Annotated in this window: 25 protein-coding genes and 1 pseudogene; 6 read left to right on the top strand and 20 right to left on the bottom strand. The window is 71.9% G+C overall.

Annotated features, from left to right (window positions below; translation table 11 throughout):
* Nucleotides 1-219: 219 nt before the first annotated feature.
* The 16 genes and pseudogenes from QI633_RS21250 to QI633_RS21325 all read right to left on the bottom strand — a co-directional run bounded on the left by QI633_RS21250 (nt 220) and on the right by QI633_RS21325 (nt 16,313).
* The gene (locus tag QI633_RS21250; RefSeq protein WP_141797545.1) at nt 220-735 is read right to left on the bottom strand and encodes a hypothetical protein; all 516 of its coding nucleotides are present in this window, start codon (nt 733-735) and stop codon (nt 220-222) included.
* The gene (locus QI633_RS21255; protein WP_282426995.1) at nt 732-1,343 is read right to left on the bottom strand and encodes a hypothetical protein; all 612 of its coding nucleotides are present in this window, start codon (nt 1,341-1,343) and stop codon (nt 732-734) included. The genes QI633_RS21250 and QI633_RS21255 overlap by 4 nt, the downstream gene beginning before the upstream one ends.
* Nucleotides 1,343-2,521: an MlaD family protein gene (locus tag QI633_RS21260; RefSeq protein WP_141797543.1), complete on the bottom strand. Its 1,179-nt coding sequence runs from the start codon at nt 2,519-2,521 to the stop codon at nt 1,343-1,345. The genes QI633_RS21255 and QI633_RS21260 overlap by 1 nt, the downstream gene beginning before the upstream one ends.
* A gap of 1 nt (nt 2,522) precedes the next feature.
* Nucleotides 2,523-3,881, bottom strand: coding sequence for an MCE family protein (locus QI633_RS21265; RefSeq protein ID WP_222117766.1), 1,359 nt, complete (start codon nt 3,879-3,881; stop codon nt 2,523-2,525).
* A 1-nt stretch (nt 3,882) separates the two neighbouring features.
* Complete coding sequence (locus tag QI633_RS21270; RefSeq protein WP_141797542.1) at nt 3,883-4,914, bottom strand: MCE family protein; 1,032 nt, start codon at nt 4,912-4,914, stop codon at nt 3,883-3,885.
* Nucleotides 4,911-5,939: an MCE family protein gene (locus QI633_RS21275; protein WP_141797541.1), complete on the bottom strand. Its 1,029-nt coding sequence runs from the start codon at nt 5,937-5,939 to the stop codon at nt 4,911-4,913. Before QI633_RS21275 ends, QI633_RS21270 begins: the two co-directional genes overlap by 4 nt.
* Nucleotides 5,939-6,976, bottom strand: coding sequence for an MlaD family protein (locus tag QI633_RS21280; RefSeq protein WP_282426996.1), 1,038 nt, complete (start codon nt 6,974-6,976; stop codon nt 5,939-5,941). Before QI633_RS21280 ends, QI633_RS21275 begins: the two co-directional genes overlap by 1 nt.
* Nucleotides 6,973-8,274: an MCE family protein gene (locus tag QI633_RS21285; RefSeq protein ID WP_282426997.1), complete on the bottom strand. Its 1,302-nt coding sequence runs from the start codon at nt 8,272-8,274 to the stop codon at nt 6,973-6,975. The genes QI633_RS21280 and QI633_RS21285 overlap by 4 nt, the downstream gene beginning before the upstream one ends.
* Nucleotides 8,271-9,110, bottom strand: a complete 840-nt coding sequence (locus QI633_RS21290; RefSeq protein ID WP_141797538.1) for an ABC transporter permease — start codon at nt 9,108-9,110, stop codon at nt 8,271-8,273. The genes QI633_RS21285 and QI633_RS21290 overlap by 4 nt, the downstream gene beginning before the upstream one ends.
* Complete coding sequence (locus QI633_RS21295) at nt 9,110-9,871, bottom strand: ABC transporter permease (protein ID WP_260806568.1); 762 nt, start codon at nt 9,869-9,871, stop codon at nt 9,110-9,112. Before QI633_RS21295 ends, QI633_RS21290 begins: the two co-directional genes overlap by 1 nt.
* Nucleotides 9,872-10,396: 525 nt before the next feature.
* Nucleotides 10,397-10,885, bottom strand: a pseudogene (locus tag QI633_RS21300) (ATP-binding cassette domain-containing protein); the annotation flags it as partial.
* 39 nt (nt 10,886-10,924) lie between these two features.
* Nucleotides 10,925-11,965 carry a lytic transglycosylase domain-containing protein gene (locus QI633_RS21305; protein ID WP_141797536.1) on the bottom strand — a complete coding sequence of 347 codons (1,041 nt, stop codon included), beginning with the start codon at nt 11,963-11,965 and terminating at the stop codon, nt 10,925-10,927.
* Nucleotides 11,966-12,315: 350 nt separating this feature from the next.
* Nucleotides 12,316-13,398, bottom strand: a complete 1,083-nt coding sequence (locus tag QI633_RS21310) for a hypothetical protein (protein ID WP_141797535.1) — start codon at nt 13,396-13,398, stop codon at nt 12,316-12,318.
* Nucleotides 13,399-13,511: 113 nt separating this feature from the next.
* Nucleotides 13,512-14,198 (bottom strand): hypothetical protein, encoded by a 687-nt coding sequence (locus QI633_RS21315; RefSeq protein WP_282426998.1) that lies wholly within the window; start codon nt 14,196-14,198, stop codon nt 13,512-13,514.
* 82 nt (nt 14,199-14,280) lie between these two features.
* Nucleotides 14,281-14,988, bottom strand: coding sequence for a hypothetical protein (locus QI633_RS21320; protein ID WP_282426999.1), 708 nt, complete (start codon nt 14,986-14,988; stop codon nt 14,281-14,283).
* A gap of 203 nt (nt 14,989-15,191) precedes the next feature.
* On the bottom strand, nt 15,192-16,313 hold the full coding sequence (locus tag QI633_RS21325; RefSeq protein ID WP_282427000.1) for a helix-turn-helix domain-containing protein: 1,122 nt from the start codon (nt 16,311-16,313) through the stop codon (nt 15,192-15,194).
* A 340-nt stretch (nt 16,314-16,653) separates the two neighbouring features.
* Between QI633_RS21325 and QI633_RS21330 the strand changes: the two genes are divergently transcribed.
* Both QI633_RS21330 and QI633_RS21335 read left to right on the top strand, forming a co-directional pair.
* The gene (locus QI633_RS21330; RefSeq protein ID WP_282427001.1) at nt 16,654-17,934 is read left to right on the top strand and encodes a helix-turn-helix domain-containing protein; all 1,281 of its coding nucleotides are present in this window, start codon (nt 16,654-16,656) and stop codon (nt 17,932-17,934) included.
* Nucleotides 17,931-18,929 (top strand): HAD family hydrolase, encoded by a 999-nt coding sequence (locus QI633_RS21335; protein WP_282427002.1) that lies wholly within the window; start codon nt 17,931-17,933, stop codon nt 18,927-18,929. The genes QI633_RS21330 and QI633_RS21335 overlap by 4 nt, the downstream gene beginning before the upstream one ends.
* A gap of 5 nt (nt 18,930-18,934) precedes the next feature.
* On the opposite strand, the gene QI633_RS21340 is transcribed toward QI633_RS21335, so the two are convergent.
* Nucleotides 18,935-19,483, bottom strand: coding sequence for a hemerythrin domain-containing protein (locus tag QI633_RS21340; protein ID WP_282427003.1), 549 nt, complete (start codon nt 19,481-19,483; stop codon nt 18,935-18,937).
* Nucleotides 19,480-21,198: an FAD-dependent oxidoreductase gene (locus tag QI633_RS21345; protein ID WP_282427004.1), complete on the bottom strand. Its 1,719-nt coding sequence runs from the start codon at nt 21,196-21,198 to the stop codon at nt 19,480-19,482. The genes QI633_RS21340 and QI633_RS21345 overlap by 4 nt, the downstream gene beginning before the upstream one ends.
* Nucleotides 21,199-21,270: 72 nt before the next feature.
* On the opposite strand from QI633_RS21345, the gene QI633_RS21350 reads away from it, so the two are divergent.
* Nucleotides 21,271-21,951 carry an HNH endonuclease family protein gene (locus tag QI633_RS21350; RefSeq protein ID WP_282427005.1) on the top strand — a complete coding sequence of 227 codons (681 nt, stop codon included), beginning with the start codon at nt 21,271-21,273 and terminating at the stop codon, nt 21,949-21,951.
* 9 nt (nt 21,952-21,960) lie between these two features.
* On the opposite strand, the gene QI633_RS21355 is transcribed toward QI633_RS21350, so the two are convergent.
* Both QI633_RS21355 and QI633_RS21360 read right to left on the bottom strand, forming a co-directional pair.
* Entirely contained in the window at nt 21,961-23,340 is a 1,380-nt protein-coding gene (locus QI633_RS21355) for a gluconate:H+ symporter (RefSeq protein WP_282427006.1), read from the bottom strand.
* 10 nt (nt 23,341-23,350) lie between these two features.
* Nucleotides 23,351-23,947, bottom strand: coding sequence for a gluconokinase (locus QI633_RS21360; RefSeq protein WP_349016700.1), 597 nt, complete (start codon nt 23,945-23,947; stop codon nt 23,351-23,353).
* A 104-nt stretch (nt 23,948-24,051) separates the two neighbouring features.
* Between QI633_RS21360 and QI633_RS21365 the strand changes: the two genes are divergently transcribed.
* Genes QI633_RS21365 through QI633_RS21375 form a run of 3 tightly spaced genes read left to right on the top strand, consistent with a single transcriptional unit; the run spans nt 24,052 to nt 26,504 of the window.
* Complete coding sequence (locus QI633_RS21365; protein WP_222117764.1) at nt 24,052-24,777, top strand: FCD domain-containing protein; 726 nt, start codon at nt 24,052-24,054, stop codon at nt 24,775-24,777.
* Nucleotides 24,761-25,393 (top strand): hypothetical protein, encoded by a 633-nt coding sequence (locus tag QI633_RS21370; protein ID WP_141797526.1) that lies wholly within the window; start codon nt 24,761-24,763, stop codon nt 25,391-25,393. The genes QI633_RS21365 and QI633_RS21370 overlap by 17 nt, the downstream gene beginning before the upstream one ends.
* 22 nt (nt 25,394-25,415) lie before the next feature.
* Complete coding sequence (locus tag QI633_RS21375) at nt 25,416-26,504, top strand: ABC transporter permease (protein WP_141797525.1); 1,089 nt, start codon at nt 25,416-25,418, stop codon at nt 26,502-26,504.

Consider the following 26,504-nt stretch of genomic DNA (forward strand, 5'->3'; position numbering starts at 1 on the left):
TTCGGTGCAACAGCACCAAGGTAGTGGCCACAGCGCCCTGGTACTCGCGCATTCGTGACCTCCGGGGCTCACGCGACGCCGGTGGTCGCACGTCGCTGCACCTGCGCCATCCACCCGGGCGTTGTTGCTACTACCCGGGCGTCCGGGCACCGGTTTTCGTGACGTAACACGTAGTTACAAGCGGTCGCCACGCCCACGGTTCCGCCCGACGGCGGCGGGTCAGAGCGGCTCGATGCCGGTGACCTTCCAGGTGTCCCCCGTCCTCGTGGCGCGCACCGCGAGCTGGGCCGCGGAGACGGCGGACTCCTTGTCGGTCGCCCGCTGCGAGGCCTGGTCGAGGAACACCAGCAGCGTCGCGGACCGGCCGGTCAGCTCCTTGACCGCGGCGACCTGCACCTGGGCGGTGAGCACGAGCTGCTGTCCGGGTGCCTTCTCCTCCAGCGCGGCGAACAGCAGGTCGTACTGCTCGCGCGCCTTGCCGTCGAGCAGGTCGTCGGCGGCCTGCTGGGTCGGGCCCGGGTTGTTGTAGTCGTAGCTGAAGACCCGGACCAGCGCGGAGGCCACGGCTGACTGGACCTCGGTCGTGGCCGGGGCGTCGACGACGGCGTGGTTGCCGACGTTGTCCTTGTCGCGGGCGACGCCGGCCTGCCAGAAGGCCACGGCGGCCGCGGCGAGGAGGAGCACGGTGAGCACGAGCACCCCGTGCCTGCGTACGACGGTCAGCACGGTGCTCACTTGATCTCCACCGCCACCTGGTCGAGGCCCTCGAGGAGCCACCGGCCGCCGACCTTGACCAGATCGGCGGCGAACCGGTTGCGCTTCACGCTCGGGGCGGCCGACGGGTCGGCGTCGTTGCGAACCGTCACCTCGACCGACGCGATCACCGTGGCGGTGCTGGCGGTGAGGTCGAGGACGGCGGCGTCGATGACCTTGCCGGTGGAGACCATCTGCTGGTCGGCCATCAGCTTGCGAGTCTCGGCGTCGGTGGCCGCGATCTGGTCCTTGAGCGTGCCGGTCGTGACGTCCAGCCACTTCTCGAGACCGCCGTCGACGTCGTCGTGGTCGAGGGTGTTCATCGTCTCGATGTGACTGCGGGCGGTGATCAGCACCGTGTCGCGCAGCTCGGCCCGCTTGAGGGCCGCCTCGTCGTGGTCGCCGGCGCGCTGCCAGGTCACCACGCCGGCGACCAGCGCGACCACCGCCAGCACCAGCAGGCCCAGCTCGATCGCGCGGCGCCCGGACCGCTCGGAAGGCTCCGAAGGCTCCGAAGGCTCGGGCGTCTGCGTCGCGTCCTCGTCGTCGATGTCGAGCTCCTCCACGTCGTACCCGAATCCTGTGGTCATCACCGGCCACCTCCCAGCAGGTCGTCGAGGTCCTCGACGAGGTCGACGTCGGCCGGTCGGTGGGCGGTCCCGTCGCCGGTGCCACCGGCCACGGCCTGCGGACCGCGCACGTTGCCCTCGCCGCGCGGCGCGGTGCACCCTGCCTTGCGGTTGAGCGGCGGCCCCTCGGTCGCGTCGGTGCCCCGGCGCAGGGTCGTGCCACTGTAGCCAGTGACGCACGGCAGCGGGTTGAAGAAGGTCGGCACCATGCCGAGGTTGACGCCGCGGCCGCTCGTGGTGGCCCAGCCGATGCTCACTGCCTCCGGGAGCCGGATGAGGGCGTCGCGCACCGCGGTGGCGTTGGCCCCGAAGACGGTGGCGGTCGGGATCAGGTTGTCCATCAGGTTCGACAACGGCTGGCCGACGTCCCGGATCAGCAGGCTCAGCTGCTCGGCCGCTCCGGGCGTCGCCGCGATCAGGGTGCGCAGGTCGGTGTCGGAGTCGGCGAGCGCCTGGGCGAACAACGCGAGGTCCTTGCTGTAGGAGCCGATCGCGGTGCTGGAGTCCTCCTGGGTGGCCAGCACCCGGTCGGCGTTGCGGATCAGCGAGGCGCTGACCAGGAAGTTGTCGTCGGCCGCCTGCTGGAACTCCCGCGAGGTCTCCAGGAGCCGGCCGAAGTCCTGGCTGAGCCCCTGGGAGATCAGGTAGCTCTCGTCGACGACCGTGTTCAGCGAGTCCGAGGGCACCGACGCGACCAGGTCGCGACTGGCCCGCAGCACCTCGGAGAGGTCCTCGGGCAACGCGTCGCGGCCCGCGGTCAGGTGGTCGCCGTCGGCGAGCAGGTCCTTGGACGTCGTGCCCTCCAGGTCGAGGTACTGCTCGCCGATGGCGGACCGGCTGCGCACGTGCGCCGTCGAGTCGGCCGGGATGTCCGGTGCGCCCGGCTCGATCTCGGCGGTCACCTCAACGCCGTCGTCGGTCGGGTCCATCGCGGTCACCTTGCCGACCTGGACGCCGCGGTAGGTGACCTCGGAGTGGACGAACAGGCCGCCACCCTCGGGCAGCGACACGGTGACCCGGTAGCCGTCGGAGAACGGCGTGAAGCCGACGTACGACGCCCCGAGGTAGCTGGTGCCGAGGAGCGCGACCAGCACGAACAGGCCGAGCTTGACGTGGACTCCGCGGGTGAGCTGCTGCACGTCACTCGCCTCCTTCGCTGCTGGCCGAGCCGCTCGACGATCCGCTGGGCGACCCGCTCGCGGAGTCGCTGGCCGAGCCGCTCGGGGAACCGCTGGTCGCCGAACCGCTCGTTGAGCCGCTCGTTGAGCCGCTCGAGGAGCCGCTCGAGGACCCGGACGAGGACGGTGCGCTCGGCAGGATCGACGGTCCGGGCACCGTGGGTGTGCCGGTCGTGGGGGTCGCGCTGTCGGTGGACGGCAGCATGGTCGGCGGCGCGTCCCCGGGGAGGGAGAGGTTGCGAGAACGCGACGCCGACCCGCCACCTGCCGTGGGTTGGGGCCACGAGCAGCCAACCGCCGCACAGCCCGCAGGAAGGGTGCGGAAGTTGGTGGTCATGAAGACGTTCAGGTAGTCGCCGCGGATCGCGCCGAGCACCGAGTCGGGGAACGGGTAGGTCAGCAGGATCTCCAGCGAGTACGGGAGGTCGGCGCCGGACTTCGCGAGCTCGGAGAGGATCGGGTCGAGCGCCCTCAGGTCGCGGACCATGTCCTTCTGCGAGGCGTTCAGCGTGCGGACGGTGACCTTCGAGAGCCGGTCGAGCGACTGCAGCATCTTGGTCAGCTGGGGTCGCTGCTCGACGAGCACCTTCATGCCCGGCGACAGGTCGTCGAGGACGGTCGCGATCTGCTTGCGATCGCCGTCGAGCACGGTCGAGAGGCGGGCCAGACCGTCCAGGGCGCCGGTGATGGCGTCCTTGCGCTGGTCGAGTACGCCGACGAACCGGCCGAGCTGGTCGAGGAAGTCGCGGACCTCGGCGGTCTGCCCGTCGCCGACCTTCTGCAGCTCACGGGAGATCTCCTGGAACTGGCCGACGCCGCCACCGTTGAGGACCAGCGACAGCGCTCCGAGCACCTGCTCGGCGGTGGCCGCGGCATCGGTGTCGGCGGTGGTGAGGACGGCACGGTCGGCGAGCCGGCCCGAGGCGGGCATGGTCTCGCCGCCGCCCTCGGGACGGACCAGGGCGACGTACTTCTCCCCCAGCAGGGAGGTCTGCTGCAGCCTGGCGGTGGTCGCCGACGGCAGGTCGACGTCACGCCGCACCTGCATGGTGACCACGGCCGTGCGCCCGTCGTCACCGAGGTCGATGTCGGTGACCCGGCCGACCGCGACGTTGTCGACCTTGACGCTCGACTGCGGCACCAGGTCGAGGACGTCGGCGAACTCGGCGGTCACTGTGATGGGGTCCTTGCCGAGGTCGGCTCCGCCGGGCAGCGGGGCGTCGTAGACGCCTCCACCCAGGATCCCGCACCCGGTCAGGCCGAGGCTGATCCCGAGGGCGGCGACGAGTGCGGCCGGGGTGCGGCGGCGTCGGGTGCTCACCTCACTCACCCCCGTCCAGGCCGGGCAGCAGCAACGGAGGTGCCTCCTGGGAGGTGCGGGCGGACTTGCCGTCGTCGCTCCACAGGGTGAGCTCGTTGAGGTTGCCGCGGCCCTGCAGGGTGTTCGACGTGGGGTCGTAGGTGTTGATGAAGTTCTGCAGGGCGAGCGGGATGGTGCGCACCGCCTCGGCGAGCGACTTCTGCTGGTTGACCAGCACCTGGCTCGGCCCGCGCAGCCCGTCGACGCTGCGCTTGAGTGCGCCGCGGTTCTCCTTCACGAAGCCCTCGAGCAGCGCCAGCGCCTTGCCCAGCTCGGTGATCGCCGAGGTGAGGTTCTCGCGGTCCTCGGAGAGGTACTGCGCGACCACGGCGAGCTGCTGGTTGGCGCCGGCCACACCCTGGTCGTGGTCGAGCAGGGTCTGGTTGAGGGTGTCGAGGTTCTCGACGGTGGCGAAGAAGTCGTCGTCGACGCCGGAGACCGTCGCCGAGGCCTTAGAGAAGTCGCGCAGCATGGTGTTGATCGATGCCCCCTGGCCGTCGAGGTTCTCGGCGACCGCGTTCAGCAGGTCGGAGAGCGCGCCGTTGCGGTTGGCGCCGTTGGGTCCGAGCGCCTCCCCCACGTCGGCGAGGCTCTTGTAGAGCGCGTCGATCTCGACCGGCACCGCCGTCTTCGTGATCCGGGCGCCGTTCTTCAGCGCCGGGCCGCGGACCCACGGCGTGGTGAGCTGGACGTAGCGGTCGCTGACCAGGGTCGGCGCGACGATCACGGCGCCAGTGCCACGGGCGGCCTTGCGGCCCTCGTCGAGGCGCATCGTGACCCGGACCTTCCCACCCACGGGGTGGACCTTGGTGACCGTGCCGACCGGGACGCCGAGCACCTGGACGTCGGAGCCCGGGTAGAGGCCGACCGCGGAGTCGAAGTCGGCCGTCAGCTCGGTGCCGGGGCGCAGCATCCGCACCCCCACCACGGCCGCGGCGACGAGCAGCACCAGGCCGGCGGCGACCGCCGTCCAGCGCAGGGAACGGGACTTCATGAGCCACCTCCGGGTCGGCAGTCGCGGACCACGTCGTTCTCGAGGACCGGCGCGCCCTGCGCGTCGAACAGGCCGCAGATGTAGGAGTCGAGCCAGCGGCCGTTGCCCATCGCGGCGGTGAGCATCCGGTAGTAGGGACCGAGCACCTCGAGCGCGTCGCCCAGGTGCTTCTGGTTGCGGCGCAGCATCGCGGCGACCTGGTCGAGCTTGTCGAGCGCCGGCTTGAGCTGCTTCTGGTTGTCACGTACGACGCCCGCCAGCTCCCGCCCCAGCGTCACCGTCGACTGCAGCAGCTGCCGGATCGACTCACGCCGGTTGGCCAGCTCGGTGAGCAGCAGGTTGCCGTCGTCGACGAGCTTGCCGATCTCGCCGTTGCGGGCGGCGAGGGTGTCGGTGACGCTCGAGGTCGAGCGGAACAGCCTGGCCAGCTCCTGGTCGCGGCTGGAGATCGTGTGCGAGAGGCGGGTCAGCCCGTCGACCATGCCGCGTACCGACTCCGGCGTGTTCGCGAAGATCTGGGACAGGGTGGTCATGCTCTGCTCGAGCTGGGTGGTGTCGATCTCGCCGATCGTCGAGGACAGGTCGGAGAAGGCCGCGTTGACGTCGTACGGCGTGGTCGTGTGCTCGAGCGGGATCGGCTCGTCGAGCGCCTCGGTGCCGAGGGGGTCGACGGAGAGGTACTTCTGGCCGAGCAGGGTCTTGATCTTCACCGCCGCGGTCGACTCGTCGCCGATCTCGACGCCCTTGGACCGGAAGCTGACCAGGACCTTGTCGCCGACCAGGTCGACGCCGGTCACCTTGCCGACCTTGACCCCGGCCACCCGGACCTCGTCGCCGGCCCGCAGGCCGGCGGCCTCGGCGAGGAAGGCCTGGTGCTCGGTCCCGCCGCCGACGACCGGCAGGTCCTCGGCGTAGAAGGTGGCGAAGAAGGTGGCGACCAGGGCGGCGATGCCGATGACGGCGATCACCACCCGGTTCCGCTCGGCGAACGCGGTCGGGAACCGTCGCTGCGTGCGCGCGGCCATCAGCGGCACCTCCCCGCGACCGGCTGCACGCCGAGGTCGCCGTAGTAGCCCTCGGGCAGGGGGATCCGGCCCTTGATCGAGCAGATGTAGAAGTTGACCCAGGAGCCGTAGCTGGCGATCTTCGCGAGCCGCTGGACCTTCGTCGGCAGCGTCGCGAGCGCCTTGTCGATCACGTCCTCGTTGTTGGCGAGCACCCCCGACAGGTCGCCGAGCGCCTTGATGGAGCGCTTGAGCGGGGCCCGTCCCTCCTGGAGCAGGTCGGCCACGCTCTCGGACAGGTCGCCCATCCCGTCGATGGTCGAGCCGATCGTCTTGCGGTCCGCGGCCAGGCCGCTGACCAGCTGCTGGAGGGTGACCAGCGTGGTGTCGAGCTGTCCGGAGCGCTCCTCGACGACCCCGAGGACCGAGGACAGGTTGGTGATCAGCTGGCCGATCACCTGGTCGCGGTCCGCGAGCGTCGAGGTGAGGCTGGCGGTGCTCTTCAGCAGGCCCTCGACCGTCGGCCCCTCGCCCTGGAAGACGGCGATCACCTGGGCGCTGAGGTTGTTGACGTCGTCGGGGTCGAGCAGCCGGAACAGGGGCTGGAAGCCGTTGAACAGCACGGTGAGGTCGAGCGCCGGCTGCGTCGCGTCGAGCCCGAACACGTGGCCGGGCGCGAGCCGCTTGCCGTTGACGTCGCCCGGTTCGAGGGCGACGTAGCGCTGACCGACGAGGTTGCGGAAGCGCAGCATGGCGCGGGCGCCGGCGCCGAGCGGAGCGTTGTCGGCGACCGTGAAGCGCACCCGGGCGACCCGGTCGCCGCTGACCTCGACGCTCGTGACGGTGCCGACCTTGACGCCGGCCATCCGCACGTCGTCGCCCTTGTTGAGGCTGGTGGCGTCGCTGAACATCGCGACGTACTCGTTGGACGGACCGGCCGCACTGTTGCGGATGGTGCCGGCCAGTGCCAGCGTCGCGAGGACCGTGACCACGGCGAACACGAGGGACTTGGTCAGTGTCGGGATCAACCCGCTGCGGGGACCGCTCCTCCGGGTCATCGGACCTCCACCTCCGCGCCGCGCAGCAGCGGCCCGACCAGCAGGCTGCTCCAGGTCGGGTAGTCGGCCGGGCTGACGCCCGCCTCCGGGGCCATCAGCTCGGCGATCAGCCGGTTCTCGGCGGGCGAGTTCGCCTCGCCCAGCCCGGCGGCCTCGGCGAACACCTTCTGCACGCGGTCGCTCGGCGGCGGCAGGATCTGCGCGGGTGCGCCGTCCGTGCCGCGCGAGGCGACGGGCTTCACGCTGCCGTCCTGGTAGGGACAGCGTGGTGCGCCCTTCGCGAGGTACGTCGGGTCGTCCTTGCCGAGCACGTAGCGCCCCCGGTCGGGCGTCACGTTGAGCACGACGTGGATGCCCGGCTCGTCGGTGCCCTTGCCGAGGGTCTTGTCCATCACCGGGATGAAGGCACGCAGCGACTTGAACAGGCACGGGAACTGCACGGCGTACGGCGCCATCGCCTCCAGGGCCTTCCGGCTCTCCTTCGACAGCGTGATGATCGAGCCGGAGTTGGCCACCATCCAGCCGTTGGTGTCGTCGGCCGCGACGATCACCGAGGCGAACAGCTTGGTCATCGAGGCCCGCTCCTCGACGAGGGTGCGCGAGGTGGTCGTCATCGAGTCGAGTGCGTCGACCAGGTCGGGGGCCGCGTCCGCGTAGGTCTCGGCGACCCGGCCGAACGCGGCGAGGTCGTCGGCCAGCTGCGGGGTGAGCGGGTTGAGCTTCTCGAGGTACTTGCCCCACGCGACGACGGTCTCGCCGATCGTGCCGCCCTGGCCCCGCAGCATCGCCGCGAGCTCGCCGAGGGTCGCGGACAGCTTGTCGGGCTGGATGGCCTGGAGGACGGGCAGCAGCTCGTCGAAGAGCTCCTCGACCTCGACCGCGGCGCTGGACGAGTCCTGCTCGATGGTGTCGCCCGCCTCGAGGGTGGCGCCGCCCTGCCCGGGCCGCACCAGGGCGACGTACCGCTCACCGAAGAGGGTCTTGGGCAGCAACCGTGCCGTGGTGCCGACCGGCAGGTCGCCGAGGACGTCGGGCTCGAGGGCGAGGGTCAGGGTCGCGCCGCCGTCGCGCGGCTCGATGGAGGTGACCTTGCCGACCGGTACGCCGTTGAGCTTCACGTCCGATCCCTTCTGCAGCGCGCTGCCGACGGTGCGGGTGGTCAGGGTGATCTCGCTGCGCTCGACGAACACCTGGTTGTAGGCCAGCCAGGTGCCGGCGGCGACCGCGAGCACCACCACGCCGTACCCGACGCCGAGGAGCAGGTCGCGGATCCGCCCGGCGCTCATCACCGCGCTCATCCAGCGATCCTCACCGTCGTGGTGGTCCCCCACATCGCCATCGACAGCGCGAGGTCCAGCACGGCGACCACCACGAGCGTGCGACGCACCGAGCGACCCACGGCCATCCCGACGCCGGCCGGGCCACCGCGGGCGAAGAAGCCGAGGCGGCAGTGGATCAGGATGACCAGCACGGCGAAGACCAGCACCTTGCCGAACGACAGCAGGATGTCGACGGGTGGCAAGAAGAGCTGGAAGTAGTGGTCGTAGGTGCCGGCCGACTGCCCGCGGAACTGGACGGTGACCAGCCGGCTCCCGGCGTACGACGTCAGCAGTCCGATCACGTAGAGCGGGATGATCGCGACGAACCCGGCGACCAGCCGCGTGGACACCAGGAAGGGCACGGCGTCGAGCCCGATCACCTTGACGGCGTCGATCTCCTCGCTGATCCGCATCGCGCCGAGCTGCGCGGTGAAGCCCGCGCCGACCGTCGCCGACATGGCGAGGGCCGCGACGAGGGGCGCGATCTCGCGGGTGTTGAAGTAGGCGGAGATGAATCCGCTGAGCGCGGAGGTGCCGATCTGGTCGAGGGCGGAGTAGCCCTGCAGCCCGACCACCGTGCCGACGAAGATGCTGATACCGGTCATCACGCCGACGGTGCCGCCGATGACGGCGAGCGCACCGGTGCCGAAGCTGACTTCGGACAGCAGGCGCCAGATCTCCTTCGGATAGAGCCGGACCGCCTTCGGGATGCCGGCGATGGCACGGCCGTAGAAGCGGATGTCGCGACCCGACTGGACGATCCGGTCGAGGCGGCGGTCCCACCAGGGACGTTTCGCGACGGCGACGGTGCTCATCAGGCTCCCTTCCCGGGCACCAGCTCGAGGTAGAGCGTGGTGACGACGAAGTTGACGAAGAACAGCAGCAGGAAAGTGACGACCACCGACTGGTTGACCGACTCCCCCACGCCCTTCGGGCCGGGGCGGGTGTTGAGTCCGCGGTAGGCGGCGACCACACCGGCGAGGAAGCCGAAGATGACGGCCTTGATCTCGCCGACGACCAGGTCGGGGATCTGCGCGAGGGCGGTGAAGCTGGCGAGGTAGGCACCCGGCGTACCACCCTGGACCACGACGTTGAAGAAGTAGCCGCCGAGGACGCCGACGACCGAGACCAGGCCGTTGAGGAGGACGGCGGCGATGACACAGGCCAGGACCCGGGGTACGACGAGCTGCTGGACCGGGTCGACGCCGATCACCCGCATCGCGTCGATCTCGTCGCGGATGGTCCGCGAGCCGAGGTCCGCACAGATGGCGGCACCTCCGGCTCCGGCGATCACCAGCGTGGTCACGATCGGCGCCGCCTGCTGCACGACCGCGAGCACGGAGGCCGCTCCGGTGAAGGACTGCGCGCCGACCTGGACGGTCAGGGTGCCGAGCTGGAGCGCGATCACCGCACCGAACGGGATCGCGATCAGCATCGCGGGGATCCACGAGACGCTGGTGACGAACCAGAACTGGTCGAGCAGAGCGCGCGCCGAGAAGGGCCGGCGGAAGGTGGACCGGACCGTGTCGAGGCCGAGCGCGAAGAACGCGCCGGTCTGGTCGAGGGCCCGGGTCACCGGGTCCGGACGGACGACGGCAGGGGGTCGGTCTGCCTCCTCGTCGTCGGCGACGTACAGGCTCGCGTCGCCGGTCGCGACCCGGCGGGCGTGTCGCTCCGTCGCGGGCCGAGGCCGGCCGCTGGCGGGCAGCAGCTGGCGCGGCAGCACCTCGATCGCGCGGGCGCCGGCACGCACCATCGTGGGCGCGCCGGCCGGGCCGTCGACCGGGTAGCCGTAGTCGTCGAGCAGGGGCGCGTTGCTGGAGTGGTCGACCTCCTCGCTCATCCCGATCGGGCCGACCGGGTCGCCGGCCATGAACTGCGACACGACAGGGTGGTCTGTGAGCAGGAACTGCTCGCGCGGCCCGTACATCACCAGCTGGCGGCGGTAGAGCATGCCGAGGTTGTCGGGCAGGGTGCGCGCGAGCTCGATGTTGTGGGTGACCACGAGCATCGTGGCGTCGGTCTGGGCGTTGACGTCGAGCAGCAGCTGGGCGAGGTTCGCCGTACGGACCGGGTCGAGGCCGGAGTCGGGCTCGTCGCACAGGATGATCTCGGGCTCGGTCACCAGCGAGCGGGCCAGGCCGGCGCGCTTGCGCATGCCGCCGGAGATCTCGCCGGGCAGCTTGTGCTCCTGGCCGAGCAGGCCCACCATGTCGAGCTTCGTCATGGCGATCTCGCGCACCTGCGTCTCGTTCATGCGGGTGTGGGCGCGCAGCGGGAAGGCGACGTTGTCGTAGACGCTCATCGAGCCGAACAGCGCGCCGTCCTGGAACAGCACGCCGAACCTCTTGCGCAGCTCGAGGCGGTGCGACTCCTTGGCGGTGACCATGTCGACGCCGTTGACCAGGCAGCGCCCGTCCTCGGGCCGCAACAGGCCCATCAGCGACTTGAGGAACACCGACTTGCCGGTGCCCGAGGGCCCCAGCAGCGCGGTGATCTCACCCGGCGGGAGGGTCAGGGTGACGTCGCTCCAGATGTTCTGGGAACCGAAGCTCTTGGTGAGTCCGGTGACCTCAACGGTGCCGCCCATGGCGGGTCTCCTGCCTGTCGGTGCGCTGCTCGCGGGGAGTCATGGCTGCTCGGGGGTGGTCGTGGTGGTGGGGTCGGTGGATGGGCTCGTCGGCTCGGTTGTCGACTCGGTTGTCGGCTCGGACGTGGGCTCGGACGTCGGCTCGCCGGGCCCGCCGGTCGGCTCGCTGGTCGGGTCGTCCGACGGCTCTCCGCTCGGCGTCGGTGTCTTGCTGGTCGGCGAGGCAGCCGTCGTGGCGAGCGCGTCGCGCGGTTCGGCGAGGAGCCGGGCCTGGGTGCAGGCGCAGTCCTCGGGCAGCAGCGGCAGCGGCGACGGGAGCGGTACGACGGGCACCTGGGCGGACTGCCGCGCGTAGCGGTGCGCGAGGCGCAGCACGGTGCGCACGAAGCCCGGTGCCGGGTGGTAGGCCGCCAGCGAGGCCCGCAGCCCGCGCCGGGTGCTCAGGTCCTGTCCGGCGCAGAGCCGGACCGCGGCCGCCAGCGCCGCGTCGTCGATGTCGCGCGGGTCGCGGACCCCGTCGGCGTCGGCGTCCACGGCGACGCTGGTCCAGGTGGTGGGCAGCAGCCGGAACGGGCCGACCGGGGCGTCCCACACAGGATCGCCGTCCAGGACGCCGCCGTCGGTGTCGGTGACCTCGCCGCGCCGGCCGGTGCCGTCGAACGGCCTGCCCACGGCGGGTCCGCGGCCGTGGTCGGACTCGACCCGGCCGATCGCCACCAGCACCGTCCAGTCGAGCCCACAGGCGCCGGCGGCGTCGAGCACCGCCGCCGCCCGCTGGTAGGCGGCGAGCGCCTCGGGCGGGGTGGAGCCGAGCGACCCCGGGAAGTCGCTCGGTTCCCCGACCCGCGGGCGTCGTACCGCGGCCGTGGGGTCCACCGCGACGGCCGGCGCCACGTCGGTGAGGGGTGCAGCCGCCTTCGTCGTGGCGGCCGGCTCGCGGGGAGCGGGCGGCGCGGGATCCGCGGCCATGCGCAGCACCTGCGCCGTACCGCCGGCGATGCCGACGGCCGCCAGCAGCACTCCGAGCACCGCGATGGCGATCCTGCGCCGCCGCGAGCCACGCCGGGACCCTGCGTCCACTGCGCTCCCCTTCCCGAGTGAGTGTCATCACATGGTGGAACCGGTCGCCAGTCAAGGACCGACGCGACGAGAACGCCAGAGCAACGGCGCACCATCTGCGTATGCGGGCCGGATGTTGTCATGCGGGTGACAAGATCCGGCCCCGATCGGCGCCCGCACGGTGCCGACCGCGGGCCCGGTCCCGGCCTCCCGACGGCCACAGCTGTCGGACTCGGAGGCGTTGTCATCCGGGTGACAACGCCGCGTCTCGGCACGGGGTACGACGACAGCGGCCGGCGTGACCCGAGGTCACGCCGGCCGCTGTTGTGGGGGGCTTGTCGGCCCAGTGCTCCTGCTCCGCCCAGCCTCGCTCAGTCCGCAGGGACGGGGATGGCGGGCGGCGGCGGCGGATCGAGCGGGCAGACGACCTTCCCGCTCTGCACCCCGCAGGCCGTCGGATCGTTGCGATCACCGGAATACGAAGCCGCCGGGTCCTGGCGGACGGAGAGCTCGTTGCCAGGTCCCGCGATGGCGGCGGTGAGCAGGCGACTGACGTCGTCGCCGCTGGCCGAGCGGCAGCCCGTGAAGGCCGGAATCGTCAGGTCGCTGGATGCGGGGTGCAAAAGATTGCCACCAGGCACAGCGGCCCGGGACGTGTCCTTGCGCTGGAAGAGACGACCTCCGAGAACCGGGTACCAAGGGTCTGGGGACGTCGAGCTGCCTGCATCCGCTGCCCACAGGTTGATGTCCAGAGGGGCGACGGTGCGACAGCGGTTGCCCACGTCGACCGGCACGCCGTCGATGGCGATCTCGGACACGGTCAGACTCAACCGGCCGCGCACATAGGCCGGATTCTCGGGATTCTTGCGACGCCATTCGGGGTCGCAGGGGATCCGCGCGGCATCGCCGATCGGCCAGATGTCGGCACGGAACGGCTCCAGCTCGCCGTCGATCACCTGGCTCAGCTGCAACGTGGCGCTGACGGGGATCGATCCGAAGGCCACCGTCCTGACCGTGGTCGGCGGCAGAGCACCCACCGGCCGTCCGCCGGGAGAGGGTCCGATGGCGTAGATGTCGTTCACGAGCGCGAGGGCCGTCACCACACATCCAGGAACGTCCGACTGCCACTCAGCAGGAACCGGGCTTGGCCTCGGCCGCGGCAGTCCGGCGTTGGGGTCCCGATAGGGAGGCTTGATCATCAGCCAGCCGAGCAGGTTGGGCAGCCTGATGATGAGTTTGCTGCGCTCGATGAGCGTGTTCTGGCTGGCACCGACCGGTCCGCTTCCTCCCGCACCGTCCTGAGGACTCCCGACGGGCGGCAGCTCGTGACCTGAACCCACCCCGCCGTCGTCCGAGTAGGCGCCGGGGGTGCCGACGAAGGCCATGAGACAAATCCACGCGACCAGGATCGGGATCCGACGCGCCTTCCAGTGGTGCGAAATCGAGTGGCTCATCGGAGATCGGCTCCTCGCTCGAGGGACGTAGGGGTCAATGTCAGCGCCTGCGCGGCTCGCCCACAGGTCGTGTGGGCAAGCCGCGCGAGTACGGAACATCCAGTCACGCCAACCTAGGCCGGGTAGCGACCGTTGGACAGCTGCAGTGCGATGGTGTTGTTGCTGCCGGGCACCATCGCGTTGATGGCGAGTGAGCCGACACCCGGGATGAAGAAGGCGCTGCACCCAGTGAAGTCGCCGATCGTGTAGGTGCCGGCCACCGGGCCGCCGCTGAACACGTTGAACGTCTGGCCGTCGGGCGTCTTGACCGTGATGTCGACGGGAGCCGCGGTCCGGCAGTTGTCCCCGACGAACATTGGCGTCCAGATGCCGAAGATCAGCGCCTTCACGTTGCTCAGCCGGATCGTGTAGTGCACGTTCGCGGTGACCGCGTTGCTCCGCGGCACCGTGCCGGGGCGCAGGGTCCCGGTGATCGGTCCGACCTGGACCAACGAGACGGTCGCACGGATCGGGATGAAGCCGAGGGCGTTGAACTGGACCTGCTGGCTCGGGATCGGCAACGTGCCGTCGATGATGTTCGAGGTCGGGATGTCCAGGGTCTCGGTGAGCACGGTCGGGCCGATCGGCAGCGAGGAGCTGATACTGCCGATCGTGGAGGTACCCTGCGCGTCGTAGAGGGTGGTCAGGGTGGTGCCGGTGTCCTCGGCGTGAGCGGTCGGCGCAGGGGCGGCGAGCATGCTCAGACCGAGCAGCACGGTCAGTGCGGAGGCCGCGCGGGCCAAGGAGGTGTGCTTTCTCATCTCTTGCTCCGTGTTCTCATCGGTCCGGTGAGCAGCGAGGACCGGCCCGGCGTGGGCCGGCCCTCGCGCACTCGAGGAGGGGTCAGCTGATGCTGGGGGCCGGAGTGAGCTGGACGATGCCCGAGCCCGTGGCCGGGTCGTCCTCGTAGATGCCGACCACGTTGCACAGCGGGCTGGGGGCGCTCGGGTTGGAGCTCGTGACGTTCTTGAGCACCAGTCCCTCGTAGCTCGCGTCGATCGTCAACCGGCCGGTGGTGCCGTCGTAGGCGCCCTTGAGGGTGCCGATCGCGTCGGCCTGGCAGGTCTCGCCACCCGCCTCACCGTAGAGGTGGACCTGGACGCCGGACAGGTAGCCCGTGCCACCGTTGCCGGACTTGGACGACAGCCCCAGCTTCCAGGTGCCGGACGGGGTCAGCGTGACCGGTCCGACCACCGCGTTGGTGCAGCCGGACAGATCGCCGGACACCGGGGTGACCTGTCCCGCGGCATCGGTGACGGTCACCGGATCGGGTGAGGTGGGGGTGAAGGCGTGCCCGCCCGGGTTGACCGAGCCGTCGGCGCTGAGCGTGGTACAGGTCATGCTGGGGTTGCCCGGCGTGCCGAACGGCCCGAGGTAGGTGTCCTCGAAGACCAGGTTGCCCACGTTGGTCGCAGTGACGGCGTTGGTGCCGCCGCCGGAGGTGACGGTGTAGTCGACGAGGGCGGAGGCCGGGCCGACCGGGATGGCCAGGACGGCGGCGGCGCTGGCGGCCACGACGGCGAGGCCGTTGAGGGAACTCTTGAGTCGCATGGGGATGATCTCCATTTCTCTGTTTCCTGGGTGTTGCGGGGGGGTGTTGCGGGGTGTTGCGGGGGTTGGATCAGCACTCCGGGGAGTGCGCACTGGAACCGTGCGAGCCTGCGGCTGTCACGGTCAACGGGTCGGGCGCATCGGGGCCCGAAGTCCGGACACACGTCCGGTGAACCAGGGGATCGAGGCCGTGTCCTAGGCCGTCAGCGACGCTCCGCACGAGCGGCCACCTCCTCGCGCCACCGCGGCACGGCGGCGTGCAGAGCGAGCACGATCGCCGCATGGGCGACCGGCTCCTCGATCGCCGCTCCCAGCAGTTCGCGGCCGATGCGGAGCCGGTCGTGGGCGGTCTGGCGCGCGATGTGGTGCACGGACGCCACGTCGGCGAGAGAACCGCGGGTCTCCAGCCAGGTCAGCAGCACCTCCGCGACCTCGACGCGGCGCACGGGCTTGAGCGCCTGCAGCTGGGCGAGGTACTTGTCGACCAGGAGCTCGGTGAGCGCGGGGCGCCCGGCGACGACCAGCTCCGCGGCGACGTCGGCGCACGACGTGACGGCACGGTCGCTGAGGATCACCCCGGCCCGGATCGCGGCGGCCGCCTGGCGCGCGAGCTGGATCGACTCGGCGAGGTCGGCTGCCGGCCGGGCGGGGCCGGTGACCACCCGCTCCCCCGGCTCGAGCCCGGGGAGCCGGCCGTCCGGGACGAGCAGGGCGCCGCCGGCCGGGTCGACGAGGACGTCGGGATCCTCGCCGGGCGGGAGTGCCGCCGTACCGGACACCCAGACGACGGGAAGATGCGGCGTCGCCGGGTCGACGCCGGCCAGGACGAGCAGCTCCGCGGGCACCGCGGCGGAGGCGAAGACCGCGCGCGCGACCATGTCGCGCCGTGCGTCCGGGGCCAGCGCCATCATCGTGCGGACCTGCCGGTGCCCGGCCAGCGCGGCCCGGTGCAGCTGGTCGACGAAGCGCTCCAGTCCGCCGCGCAGCGCCTCACGCTCCTCGCGCGGATGGACCCGGGCGATCACCTGGTCGGCGCGCCGGGTCCGGTCCTCGACGACCTGGCGCAGGTCCCGGCTGAGCCGCTCCGCGCTGTGGCCGCGGACCGCGGCTCGGCGGCCGATCTGCATGAGGGTCGGCCCGACCTGCCTGACGGCGTCCTCGAACCGCCCCTCAGCACCGACGAACGCCCGGGTCGCGATCACCACCGAGTGGGCGACCGCAGGAGGGAGTGGACGATCCGGAGTGTCCAGGTCGTGGCACAGCACGGCCACCAGGGCGTCGCCATCGGCGACACCCCCCCACTGGCGGATCGCGCTCCCGATCACGTCCGCTCCCTCCTGCGGCGTCCGGGGTGGGCCGCGGTACGAGCCAGCCACAGCCCGCTCGACGGCGACAAGGGCCGATCGGTCCTCCTGCCTCGCCGGGCCCGTTCCTTGTCAGGCGGGTGACAACGGTCACAGCGGGACCGGCCCGGTCCCGCCACTCCTCCCCCAGCGGTACGACGCCCCCGGCGAGAGCAGCCCGAGACTTGTCACGCAGGTGACAAATTCCCCCGTGCGCCGGCGGGCGGAGGTATGTTCCACGACACACCGGTGGGGCCGGTGGGGAGGGACACGACATGCACGCGAACAACTCGGGTCGCGCGTCGGCGACGACCGCGGGCTGGTGAGCCGCAAGGAGCGGGAGTCCGGCGATGAGGCAGGGCGGGAGTCGATGAGGGCGGCGCCCCCGCGGGCCGCGCTGCCCGGCTCGGCCCAGTGGATGATCAGCAGCCTGGAGGGGCGGGTCCGCGAGGTCGCCGAGCAGGTGACCGAGCAGGTGCGCTCCGGCGTACCCGGCCTCGCGGACCCCGCCGACGCGCGCCTGCTCGACCTCGTCTTCACCGCGGTGCACAACGCGATGCGGGTCTTCGTCGACGAGTCGCTCGGCCGCGAGGTGTCCTACCTGCCGGTCGAGGACATGTTCCGCAAGGTCGGCTACCGGGTCGCCCTGCGCGGGCGCGACCTCGACACGATCGACCAGGGCATGGTCATCGCGGTCGGGGTGATCTCCGACGAGCTGCGGGTCAGTGCCGCCGAGAACGAGCTGTCGGCCGGCGCCCTCAACGCCATCAACGACGCGATCACCACGTTCGTCGGCCAGCTCACCGAGCAGATCGCGGTGGGCTACCGGGCCGGCGCGCAGGCCCGCAGCACCGACAGCGGGCTGGCCCGCGCCCGGCTGCTGACCGCGCTGCTCGCCGGCACCGACGAGGACGAGGTGGAGACCCAGGCCGCGATCGCCGGCTGGGAGCTGCCCGACCAGGTCACCGTGATCGCCGTCGAGGCCGGCGACCAGGCCGTGCGCGGCGATGCCCTCGGCCCGAAGGCGCTCACCCGCACCGGGCGCACCCCCCAGCCCGTGGTGTGCGCGACCGCCGACGCCGAGGAGGTGGTCGCCGCGATCCGCCGCAGTGCACCCCAGGCGCGGGCGTCGGTGTGCTGGCCGGTCCCCCGCGGCGACGCGAGCGCCGCGTGGACCTGGGCGACCCGCGCCCTGTCCCTGGTCGAGGCCCGGGTGATCCCGGCGCGGCCGGTCATCGAGTGCGTCCGGTTCCGCACCGAGATCTGGCTGCACGCCGAGCCGGTGCTGCGTCGCCAGCTCGCCCAGGAGCTGCTGCAGCCGCTGTTCAACGAGACCGAGAACTCCCGCGAGATCCTCTCCGAGACCCTGCTCGTCTGGCTCGAGACCCGCGACAGCGCGCCCGCGATCGCGGCCCGCCTGGGCGTCCACCCGCAGACGGTGCGCTACCGCTGGAAGCGGATCAACGAGCTGTTCGGCGACTCGCTGCACGACCCCGACTACGTCGTCCAGCTGACCTTGCTGCTCAAGGCCAGCGTCCCGCTGTGGGTCGCCGGCGACCAGAGCGACTTCCGGCGGTTCCGGGAGCAGGAGGAGACCGGATGACCCCAGCCCTGGTCGCCTGCGTGCTCCTCGCAGCGCTGCCGGCGGTGTTCGCCTACGCCGTACCCGTGGCCCGGTGGGTGGCCCGCGCGCGCGGTCGTGCGGCAGGCGTCTTCCTCGACGACCGCACGGCCCTGGCCGTCGGTCCGCGCGTCGACACGGTGCTCCTCGACCGCTGGGGCACGGTCACGACCGGCCAGCTGCGGGTCGTGGCGGTCGACCCCGTCGAGCCCGACCACGAGCGCAACCTGCGCTGGTTCGCCGGCGCCCTCGGCCACGCCGCCGAGGACCCGGTGAGCCAGGCCATCGCCCGGCTCTCCTCGCGCGGCAAGCTCAGCCAGGTCGAGCAGCACGGCAGCCGCGGCATCAGCGGCTCCGTCGACCGGCACCCGGTCCGCCTGGGCCGCCCCGACTGGTTGGGCATGGCGGCCCGCGACGACGCCGGGGTCACCCTCGGCGTGCAGGTCGACTCCCGCCCGATCGGCTACATCACCGTCGCCGACGACGTGCGCCCCCACGCCCACGAGGACGTCGCCCGGCTGCGCGCCGACGGCGTCGAGCCGGTCCTGGTCTCCGAGGACTCCGAGCGCAACACCCGCGGCCTGGCCGAGGCCTGCGGCATCGCGCAGTGGTACGCCGACCGCCCGGCCGACACCCGCGGCGCGCTGGTCGACGAGCGGCGCCGGACCGGGCACGTCGTCGCGGTCGCCGGACCGTCGGCGGACCGGGAGGCCGACCTGCTGCTGACCGACGCCGCCGACTCCACCCGCGGGATCCGGCTCGCCGACCTCGACGTCGGGCGGGTCGCGACCGCGCTCGCCCTCACGCGCAGCGCCGCGCGCGCGGCGAGCCGTTCACGTCGTACCGGCCTCGGGGTGGGGCTCCTCGGCGTGGTGCTGGCGGCGACCGGCGTGCTGGCGGTGCCGCTGGCGATCGGCTGGGCGGTCCTCGGCTGCGGGCTCGTCACCGCGACGGCGGTGGGTCGCGCCGCGACCTGACGCAATCAGGCGTCCTGCAGCAGGCCCTCGCGCTGGGCGGCGGCCACGACCCGCCGTACGTTCTCGACCGAGCCGCAGCCCTCGTCGATCAGCGCGTTGCGGCGCCGGGCCCACTTGCTGCCGAGGTCCCAGCGGACCTTGGTCGAGACCTCGGTTCGCGCCGGCTCGAGGATGCTCAGCTCCTCCTCGGCGATGTGGTGGGCGACGAGGTTGCTCAGCTCCTCGACGGCGTCGGAGAAGGCCTGGGTGTCGGTGCCCCTGAGCTCGAGCAGCACCAAGAGGGCGTCGTTGCCCTCTGCGTGCTCCTCGCGGCCGTGCTCGACGTCGTGCACGTCGACGTCGGAGGCCGCCTTGCGCAGCACCGGGTAGACGATCTCCTCCTCCGCCTCCCCGTGCGCGACGAGGACGTCGGCGAAGGCGCGCCGGACGGCGTCGCGGTCGACGGTGCCGAGGCGCATCTGCGAGAGCAGCTGCTCGAAGCGTCGGTGGTCGTCGCTGATCAGGTCGATGACGTCGCCCGACGCGGGGCGGCCCAGGTCGATTCCGGAGGTCATGGCGCGGGCGGTACCCGCAGCCCCTCGAGGTATCCGTGCACCAGCGACACCGCCGACGCACCCTCGCCGCTCGCCGAGGCGACCCGCTTCATCGAGCCCGAGCGGATGTCACCGGCGGCGAAGATGCCGGGCACGCAGGTGCCGAGGTTCTCGGGCGGCAGGCCGTCGATCCAGCACTCGGTGGGGACGTCGCGGCCGGTCAGCACGAAGCCGTGCTGGTCGCGCTGCACGTCGGCCGGCAGCCAGTCGCAGTGGGGCGCGGCACCGATGAGGAGGAACAGTCCGCCGGCGGTGACGCGCTCCTCCTCGCGGGTGCGGACATCGCACAGCTGCAGCCAACCGAGCTGACCGCTGTCGTCGGCGCCACCGTCGATGATCTCAGTGCAGGGTCGTACGTCGATGCGCGGGTTCCACGCGATCTCGTCGATGAGGTACTTCGACATCGTCGCGGCCAGGTCCTCGCGCCGGATCAGGATGGTCACCGACCGCGCGAACCGGGAGAGGTGGACGGCCGCCTGGCCGGCGGAGTTGCCGCCGCCGACGACGTACACGTCGCGGTCCTCCATCTCGCGGGCCGCGGTCATCGCGGCGCCGTAGTTGACGCCGGCACCGACGAGCTCCTCGAGCGGGGCGATGCCGAGGCGGCGGTAGGCGACGCCGGCCGCGACCAGCACCGAGCGGGCGCGGACGTCGCCGCCGTCGGTGACCAGTGTGTGCGGCTCGCCGTCGACGCCGGGCACCAGGTCGAGGACCGGCCAGCCGGTGAAGAAGCGGGCGCCGAAGCGGATCGCCTGGGTCCGGGCCCGCTGGCCGAGGCGCTGCCCGGAGATCCCGCGCGGGAAGCCCAGGTAGTTGCGGATCATCGAGCTGGTGCCGGCCTGGCCGCCGATCACCTCGGACTCGATCACGACGGTCGACAGCCCCTCGGAGGCGCCGTACACCGCGGCGGCGAGACCGGCCGGGCCGGCGCCGACGACGGCGAGGTCGACCACCGTGTCGACCTCGATGTCGGAGGGACGGCCGTAGATCATCGCGCCGAGCTCGCGGGTCGAGGTCGGCATCAGCACCGGGCGGTCGGCGAAGACGCCGGAGGTCATGTGCACGAGCGGGTACGCCGGCGCCGCCTCGAGCCGCGCGAGCGCCTCCTGTCCCTGCGGGCTGTCGGGGAGGTAGCTGCGGTGCGGCATGCCCTGCCGGTCGAGGAAGTCGCGGATCGCCAGCGCCAGCGGGAGTCCCTCGGGGGTGATGATCCGGACCGAGTCGACCTCGGAGGTGGCGACGGTCGCGCCCCAGTCGCTGAGCATCTCGGTGACCGCGTAGTGGAACTCCTCGTCGCGCCGGCCCTGGGGCAGCACGAGGTAGGTGTCGAACTTGCCCTTCTGCAGGTAGGGCCGCAGCGCCGTGGTCTCCTCGGCGAACCTGCTGATCGGGATCACGACCAGGCGCCGCGCGGTCGGCACGAGCGCGCGCCAGTCGTGCATCGCCATCAGCATCTGCTCGTCGGGCAGCTGCGACTCGGTGACGATGAGCGCGACCGGCTGCCCGGAGCGGCGGGCCTCCTTGAGCACGGCGTTCGCCGCGGCGGCGCTCGCGACGGGGCGGACGTCGTACTCACGCTCGTAGCGGTGGAACTGCTCGGACAGGACGTCGAGGTGGTCGCCGGAGACCAGCAGGATGACGGGCGAGGCGGCGGGCTCGGGGGCCGGTGCGTTCACGAGCACGAGTCTGACAGTGCGGACCTCGTGGATCGACCCACTTCTGCCGGACCTCGGCCCTACGGTGGCGCCGTGACGCGGTGGTGGGTGCTGGTGGCGGGCCTGCTGCTCGCTGCCTGCGCTACGCCGACCGCCGCCCCCGCGCCGACACCGGCGTCCCGCGCCCCGGGGCCGAGCGCGGTGCCGACCGACGCCGCACTCGCCCTCGCCGCCCTGGCCGTCACCGACCGGCCGCGCCCGCCGAAGGACTACCACCGCGACGCCTTCGGCAGCCCGTGGTCCGACGTCGACCACAACGGCTGCAACCAGCGCGACGACGTGCTGCTCCGCGACGCCGAGCCCGGGACGACGCGCACCGCCCGGCAGGGCCGGTGCGACCACGACGTGCTTGCCGGCACCTGGCGTGATCCCTACACCGGCAAGGCGCTGGTCCTCGACGACCTCAAGGACCTCCACCAGGCGCAGGCGGTCCAGATCGACCACGTCGTCCCGCTCGCCGAGGCCTGGGTGTCCGGGGCTGCCGGTTGGGACGACGCGCGGCGGGCGGCGTACGCCAACGACCTCGACGGGCTGCTCGCGGTCGACGGCCCGGCCAATGCGGCCAAGGGTGCCGACGACCCGGCGGCCTGGCGCCCGCGCAAGGGCTTCCAGTGCGCCTACGCCCGGCGCTGGATCGCGGTGAAGGCCCGGTGGGCCCTCACCGTCGATCCGAGCGAGGTGGCGGCGCTGGAGGACATGCTCGGCTACTGCTGACCCAGCAGGTCAGATCACCAGGTTGAGGGCCATCACGAACACCAGTCCGCAGACCGAGAGCAGCGTCTCCATGGCCGACCAGGTCTTGAGGGTCTGCCCGACGCTCATCCCGAAGTACTCCTTGACCAGCCAGAACCCGGCGTCGTTGACGTGGGAGAAGAACACCGAGCCGGCGCCGATCGCGAGCACCATCAGCGACACCTCGCCGTTGGAGAGCTGGGCGGTCAGCGGCGCGAGCAGGCCGGACGCGGTGACCGTGGCGACGGTGGCGGAACCGGTGGCGAGGCGGATCAGGACCGCGACGAACCAGGCGAGCACGAGCACGGAGATGTTGGAGTCGGCGACCCGCTCGGCGACGATCGTGCCGATGCCGGTGTCGACCAGGGACTGCTTGAAGCCGCCGCCGGCGGCGACGATGAGCAGGATGCCGGCCACGCCGGGCAGCGAGGACTCGAGCGACTTCGAGACGCCGTCGCGGCCCATCCGGCCGCCGAGGGTGAACATCGCGACGACCACGGCGATGCCCAGCGCGATGAGCGGGGTGCCCAGCACGTCGAGGGTGCGGCGCAGCGGGTCGGTCGCGTCGTCGATGAAGATGTCCGCCAGCGCCTTGCCCATCATCAGCACGACGGGCAGCAGCACCGAGGCGATCGTGATGGCGAAGGACGGCCGGGTGGCGTACTCCTCGTCGGCCTTGCCCTCGAAGCGGTGCGGGACCGGTACGTCGACGTAGCGGCCGACGAGGCCGAAGACCGGCCCGGCGATGATCACCGTCGGGATCGCGACCGCGACACCGAGGGCGAGAGTGGTGCCGAGGTCGGCGTGCAGGTAGTCGATGGCGGTGAGCGGGCCGGGGTGCGGCGGCACCAGTCCGTGCATGGCGGACAGGCCGGCGAGCGCCGGGATGCCGATGGTGACCAGGGACTGCCCGGAGCGGCGCGCGACGAGATAGATGACCGGCATCAGCAGCACCAGGCCGATCTCGAAGAACATCGGCAGGCCGATGATCGCGCCGACCACGGCCATCGCCCACGGCAGTGCGCGCGGCGAGGAGCGGCCGATGATCGTGTCGACGATCTGGTCGGCGCCGCCGCTGTCGGCGAGCAGCTTCCCGAACATCGCGCCGAGCGCGATCAGGATGCCGACACCGGCGGCCGTCGCACCGAATCCCGTGGTGTAGCTGGCGATCGCGGTCTCGACGTCGACGCCGGCGACCACGCCGACGGTCAGCGCACCGCCGGTGAGGGCGAGGAACGGGTGCACCTTCGCGGCGATGATGAGGACGACGATGACGCCGATGCCGAGCAGGGCGGCGAGGACCAGGCGGCCCTCGGAGGCGACCGGTTCGACGAGGTCGGTGCCGGCGACGGCGATGAGCGGGACGGACATGCGGGACTCCTCAGGCCTTGCTGTCTGACGTGCTGTCTGGCGTGCTGTCGGGCGTGCTGCCGGACGTGCTGTCGGGGGTGCCGTCGGCCCGGCCGGACCGGACGACGTACTCGTGGACGATGGCGTCGACCGACTGGTCGACGTCGATGACGAGGCCGGCCTCGTCGGGACCCAGCGGCTCGAGCGTGTCGAACTGCGAGTCCAGCAACGAGGCCGGCATGAAGTGGCCAGGACGACTGGCCTGGCGCCGCGCGATGACCTCGCGGGTGCCGTGCAGGTGGACGAAGGTGACCCGCGGCGCGTGGGCGCGCAGCCGGTCGCGGTAGGCCACCTTGAGTGCCGAGCAGCTGATCACGCCGCCCCGGTCGTCGTGCTCGTCGAGCCACCGGCCGATGGCCTCGAGCCACGGGATCCGGTCGTCGTCGTCGAGCGGGACGCCGGCGGTCATCTTGGCGATGTTGGCGGGCGGGTGGAAGTCGTCGGCGTCGCCGAACGGGACGCCGAGCCGTTGCGCGATGGCCGCGCCCACGGTCGACTTGCCCGAGCCGGAGACCCCCATGACGACGAGGAGTGCGGTCGGCCTACCGTCGGTGCGGGTGCTGCTCATGGGAACCTCCCGGTGATGTGCTGGCCGTCACAGTGTGCAGCGATTAATCTGCTTTTAACAAGATCCGTCCCAAAATAAATCTGATCTTTTCTGGAGGTGAGCCCGTGGCCGCGCTGCACGACGACGTCCTCGACGCCCTCGGCCGCCGCATCGTCAGCGGCGACCTGGCCCCGGGCACGGTGCTGACGCTCGACGACATCGACACCGAGTACGACGTGAGCCGCTCGGTGTCGCGCGAGGCGGTCCGGGTGCTGGCCTCGATGGGCATGGTCGCCTCGCGCCGCCGGGTCGGGCTGACCGTGCAGCCGCGCACCGGCTGGCAGGTCTTCGACCCCCGGCTGATCCGCTGGCGCCTCGACTCCGAGGACCGGGCCGCGCAACTGCGTTCGTTGGGCGAGCTGCGCAGCGGGTTCGAGCCGGTCGCGGCCGCGCTGGCCGCCGTACGTGCCACGCCGGAGCAGTGCGGCGCGCTGACCACCGCGGTCGGCGACATGGTGGTGCACGGGCGCGCCGGTGACCTCGAGGCGTTCCTGGCCGCCGACATCGTCTTCCACCGGGTGCTACTGGAGGCCTCCGGCAACGAGATGCTGGCCGCGCTCGACGAGGTGGTCGCCGAGGTTCTCGCCGGTCGCACCCACCACCACCTGATGCCGGCCAAGCCCAAGGACGAGGCGATCGACCTGCATGTCGAGGTCGCCCGGGCGGTCCGGGCCGGCGACGCCGTCGCGGCCCGGGCAGCGATGGAGACGATCATCTCGGAGGCGACCGACGCGGTCGTGTCGGACCCGGCGTCCTCGACTATCCTCGGAGGCGATGGAGACCACGCCTGACCTCGCGAAGCTGATCACCCACCTGCAGGGCGAGGAGTACGACGTCTCCGAGCCGTTGCCCGGCGTCCTCCACGTCAAGGGCCGGTTCTCGAACCCCGAGCGGATCGCGCTGCGCGCTGCGGCCGACGCGGGCGACGTCCCGCTCGCCGTGTGGGCGACCAGCCACCACGACGACTGGGCCCTGGTCGCCTGGGACCGCCCCGAGCTGGTGACCATCACCCAGAAGGGCGCGACCCCGCAGCGCTGGCGGCACCGCCGCCCGCCGGCCACCCTGCGCCCCGACGCGCAGACCTTCCTCGAGGGCGCGTCGTCGCCGTTCGACATCGTCACCCGCCCCAAGCACCAGCCCACCGAGGCGGCGCGGGAGGTGCTCGGCCGGTTCGGCATCACCGAGCCGCCGCCCCCGGGCTGGATCCCGCCCGTCGTCGAGGCGCCGCCGGTGCCGGCGGTCCGCGAGAGCCGGGTCCCGGCCGCGACCGAGAAGGCCGCCCGCGCCCCGCGCGCGAGCAAGCCGAAGGCGCCCGCCAAGCCGGCCAGGCCCGAGCCGGTGATCGCCGTGTGCCCCACGTGTTTCATGGCACTGCCCGCCACGGGCGTGTGCGACAACTGCGGCTAGGGAATTCCGCGATGCTCTGACCATGAGCGACGCACCTGCTCCGGTCGGACTCCGCAAGCTGTCGAAGCTGGGCCTCGCGATCGCCGTCGTCGGCGCGCTGATCCAGCTCGTGCTCGGCGTCTACTACCTCGCCATGGCGCACTCCCCCGCGCCCGACGACCTGCCGGTCGGCATCGTCGGGACCGCCCAGCAGCGCGCCCAGCTCACCACCGCGCTCGAGGAGGGCGGCGACTTCAAGGTCGAGGAGTACGACGACGCGGCCGGCCTGCAGCAGGCGATCCGCGAGCGCAGGGCGTACGGCGGCGTCGCGTTCGCCGGCCAGCAGCCGACGCTGTACGTCGCCACGGCCGCCTCGCCGTCGGTGGCCAACCTGTTCAGGTCCTCGTTCTCGAAGGCCCACCAGGACCAGGTCCAGACGCAGGTGGACCAGCTCGTCGCCGCCGGCCGGCCGGTGCCGGCCGAGACCGTCGCGCTGCTCGCCTCGGCGCCGCCGGTGACCGACGTCGTACCGCTGCCGAAGGCGGACAGCGCCGGCAGCTCCCTCGGCTTCGTCATCCAGGCTCTGTGCCTCGGCGGCTCGATCGCGTCCCTCGCGCTCGGCCGGCTGCGCGGGCTGACCCAGCGCTCGACCGCGCGCGGCCTGGGGCACGCGGCCCTGCTCGTCGTCTACGCGCTCGCCTCGGCGGGCGTCGCACTGATCGCCATGTCGCTGTTCGGGGTCGGCAAGGACGCCCACCACCTCACCCTGTTCGGCGGCCTGGCCCTCATCTCGCTGGCCGTGACCGCCTCGACCGCTGCCTTCGTGGCGCTCTTCGGTCCGGCCGGCTCGCTGGTCGGCGGCCTCTACTTCACGCTCGGCCTGATCATCTCCGGCTCCTCGATCGCGCCCGAGATGCTGCCGCGCGCCGGCAACGCCATCGGCCAGCTGCTCCCGCCGGGCGCCGGCGCGACACTCGCCCGTGACGCGATGTACTTCCCCGACGCATCGACGGTCCCGGCCTTCGTGGTCCTCGGCATCTACGCCGGCCTGGGCCTGCTCGTCATCCTGGTCACCAACACCGCGGCCAACCGCACCCGGTCGACACACCGGCTGGCGCGGGGCGAGGATTGA

The sequence above is a fragment of the Nocardioides sp. QY071 genome, from assembly GCF_029961765.1.
In the GTDB taxonomy this organism is placed as follows: Bacteria; Actinomycetota; Actinomycetes; order Propionibacteriales; family Nocardioidaceae; genus Nocardioides.

Excerpts from the sequence above, each read along its gene's own strand:
- QI633_RS21255 (WP_282426995.1), bottom strand. The coding sequence starts at position 1,343 with ATGACCACAGGATTCGGGTACGACGTGGAGGAGCTCGACATCGACGAC.
- QI633_RS21275 (WP_141797541.1), bottom strand. The coding sequence starts at position 5,939 with ATGGCCGCGCGCACGCAGCGACGGTTCCCGACCGCGTTCGCCGAGCGG.
- QI633_RS21355 (WP_282427006.1), bottom strand. The coding sequence starts at position 23,340 with ATGTCCGTCCCGCTCATCGCCGTCGCCGGCACCGACCTCGTCGAACCG.
- QI633_RS21290 (WP_141797538.1), bottom strand. The coding sequence starts at position 9,110 with ATGAGCACCGTCGCCGTCGCGAAACGTCCCTGGTGGGACCGCCGCCTC.
- QI633_RS21375 (WP_141797525.1), top strand. The coding sequence starts at position 25,416 with ATGAGCGACGCACCTGCTCCGGTCGGACTCCGCAAGCTGTCGAAGCTG.
- QI633_RS21320 (WP_282426999.1), bottom strand. The coding sequence starts at position 14,988 with ATGCGACTCAAGAGTTCCCTCAACGGCCTCGCCGTCGTGGCCGCCAGC.
- QI633_RS21370 (WP_141797526.1), top strand. The coding sequence starts at position 24,761 with ATGGAGACCACGCCTGACCTCGCGAAGCTGATCACCCACCTGCAGGGC.
- QI633_RS21310 (WP_141797535.1), bottom strand. The coding sequence starts at position 13,398 with ATGAGCCACTCGATTTCGCACCACTGGAAGGCGCGTCGGATCCCGATC.
- QI633_RS21335 (WP_282427002.1), top strand. The coding sequence starts at position 17,931 with ATGACCCCAGCCCTGGTCGCCTGCGTGCTCCTCGCAGCGCTGCCGGCG.
- QI633_RS21340 (WP_282427003.1), bottom strand. The coding sequence starts at position 19,483 with ATGACCTCCGGAATCGACCTGGGCCGCCCCGCGTCGGGCGACGTCATC.
- QI633_RS21285 (WP_282426997.1), bottom strand. The coding sequence starts at position 8,274 with ATGAGCGCGGTGATGAGCGCCGGGCGGATCCGCGACCTGCTCCTCGGC.
- QI633_RS21315 (WP_282426998.1), bottom strand. The coding sequence starts at position 14,198 with ATGAGAAAGCACACCTCCTTGGCCCGCGCGGCCTCCGCACTGACCGTG.
- QI633_RS21270 (WP_141797542.1), bottom strand. The coding sequence starts at position 4,914 with ATGAAGTCCCGTTCCCTGCGCTGGACGGCGGTCGCCGCCGGCCTGGTG.
- QI633_RS21280 (WP_282426996.1), bottom strand. The coding sequence starts at position 6,976 with ATGACCCGGAGGAGCGGTCCCCGCAGCGGGTTGATCCCGACACTGACC.
- QI633_RS21360 (WP_349016700.1), bottom strand. The coding sequence starts at position 23,947 with ATGAGCAGCACCCGCACCGACGGTAGGCCGACCGCACTCCTCGTCGTC.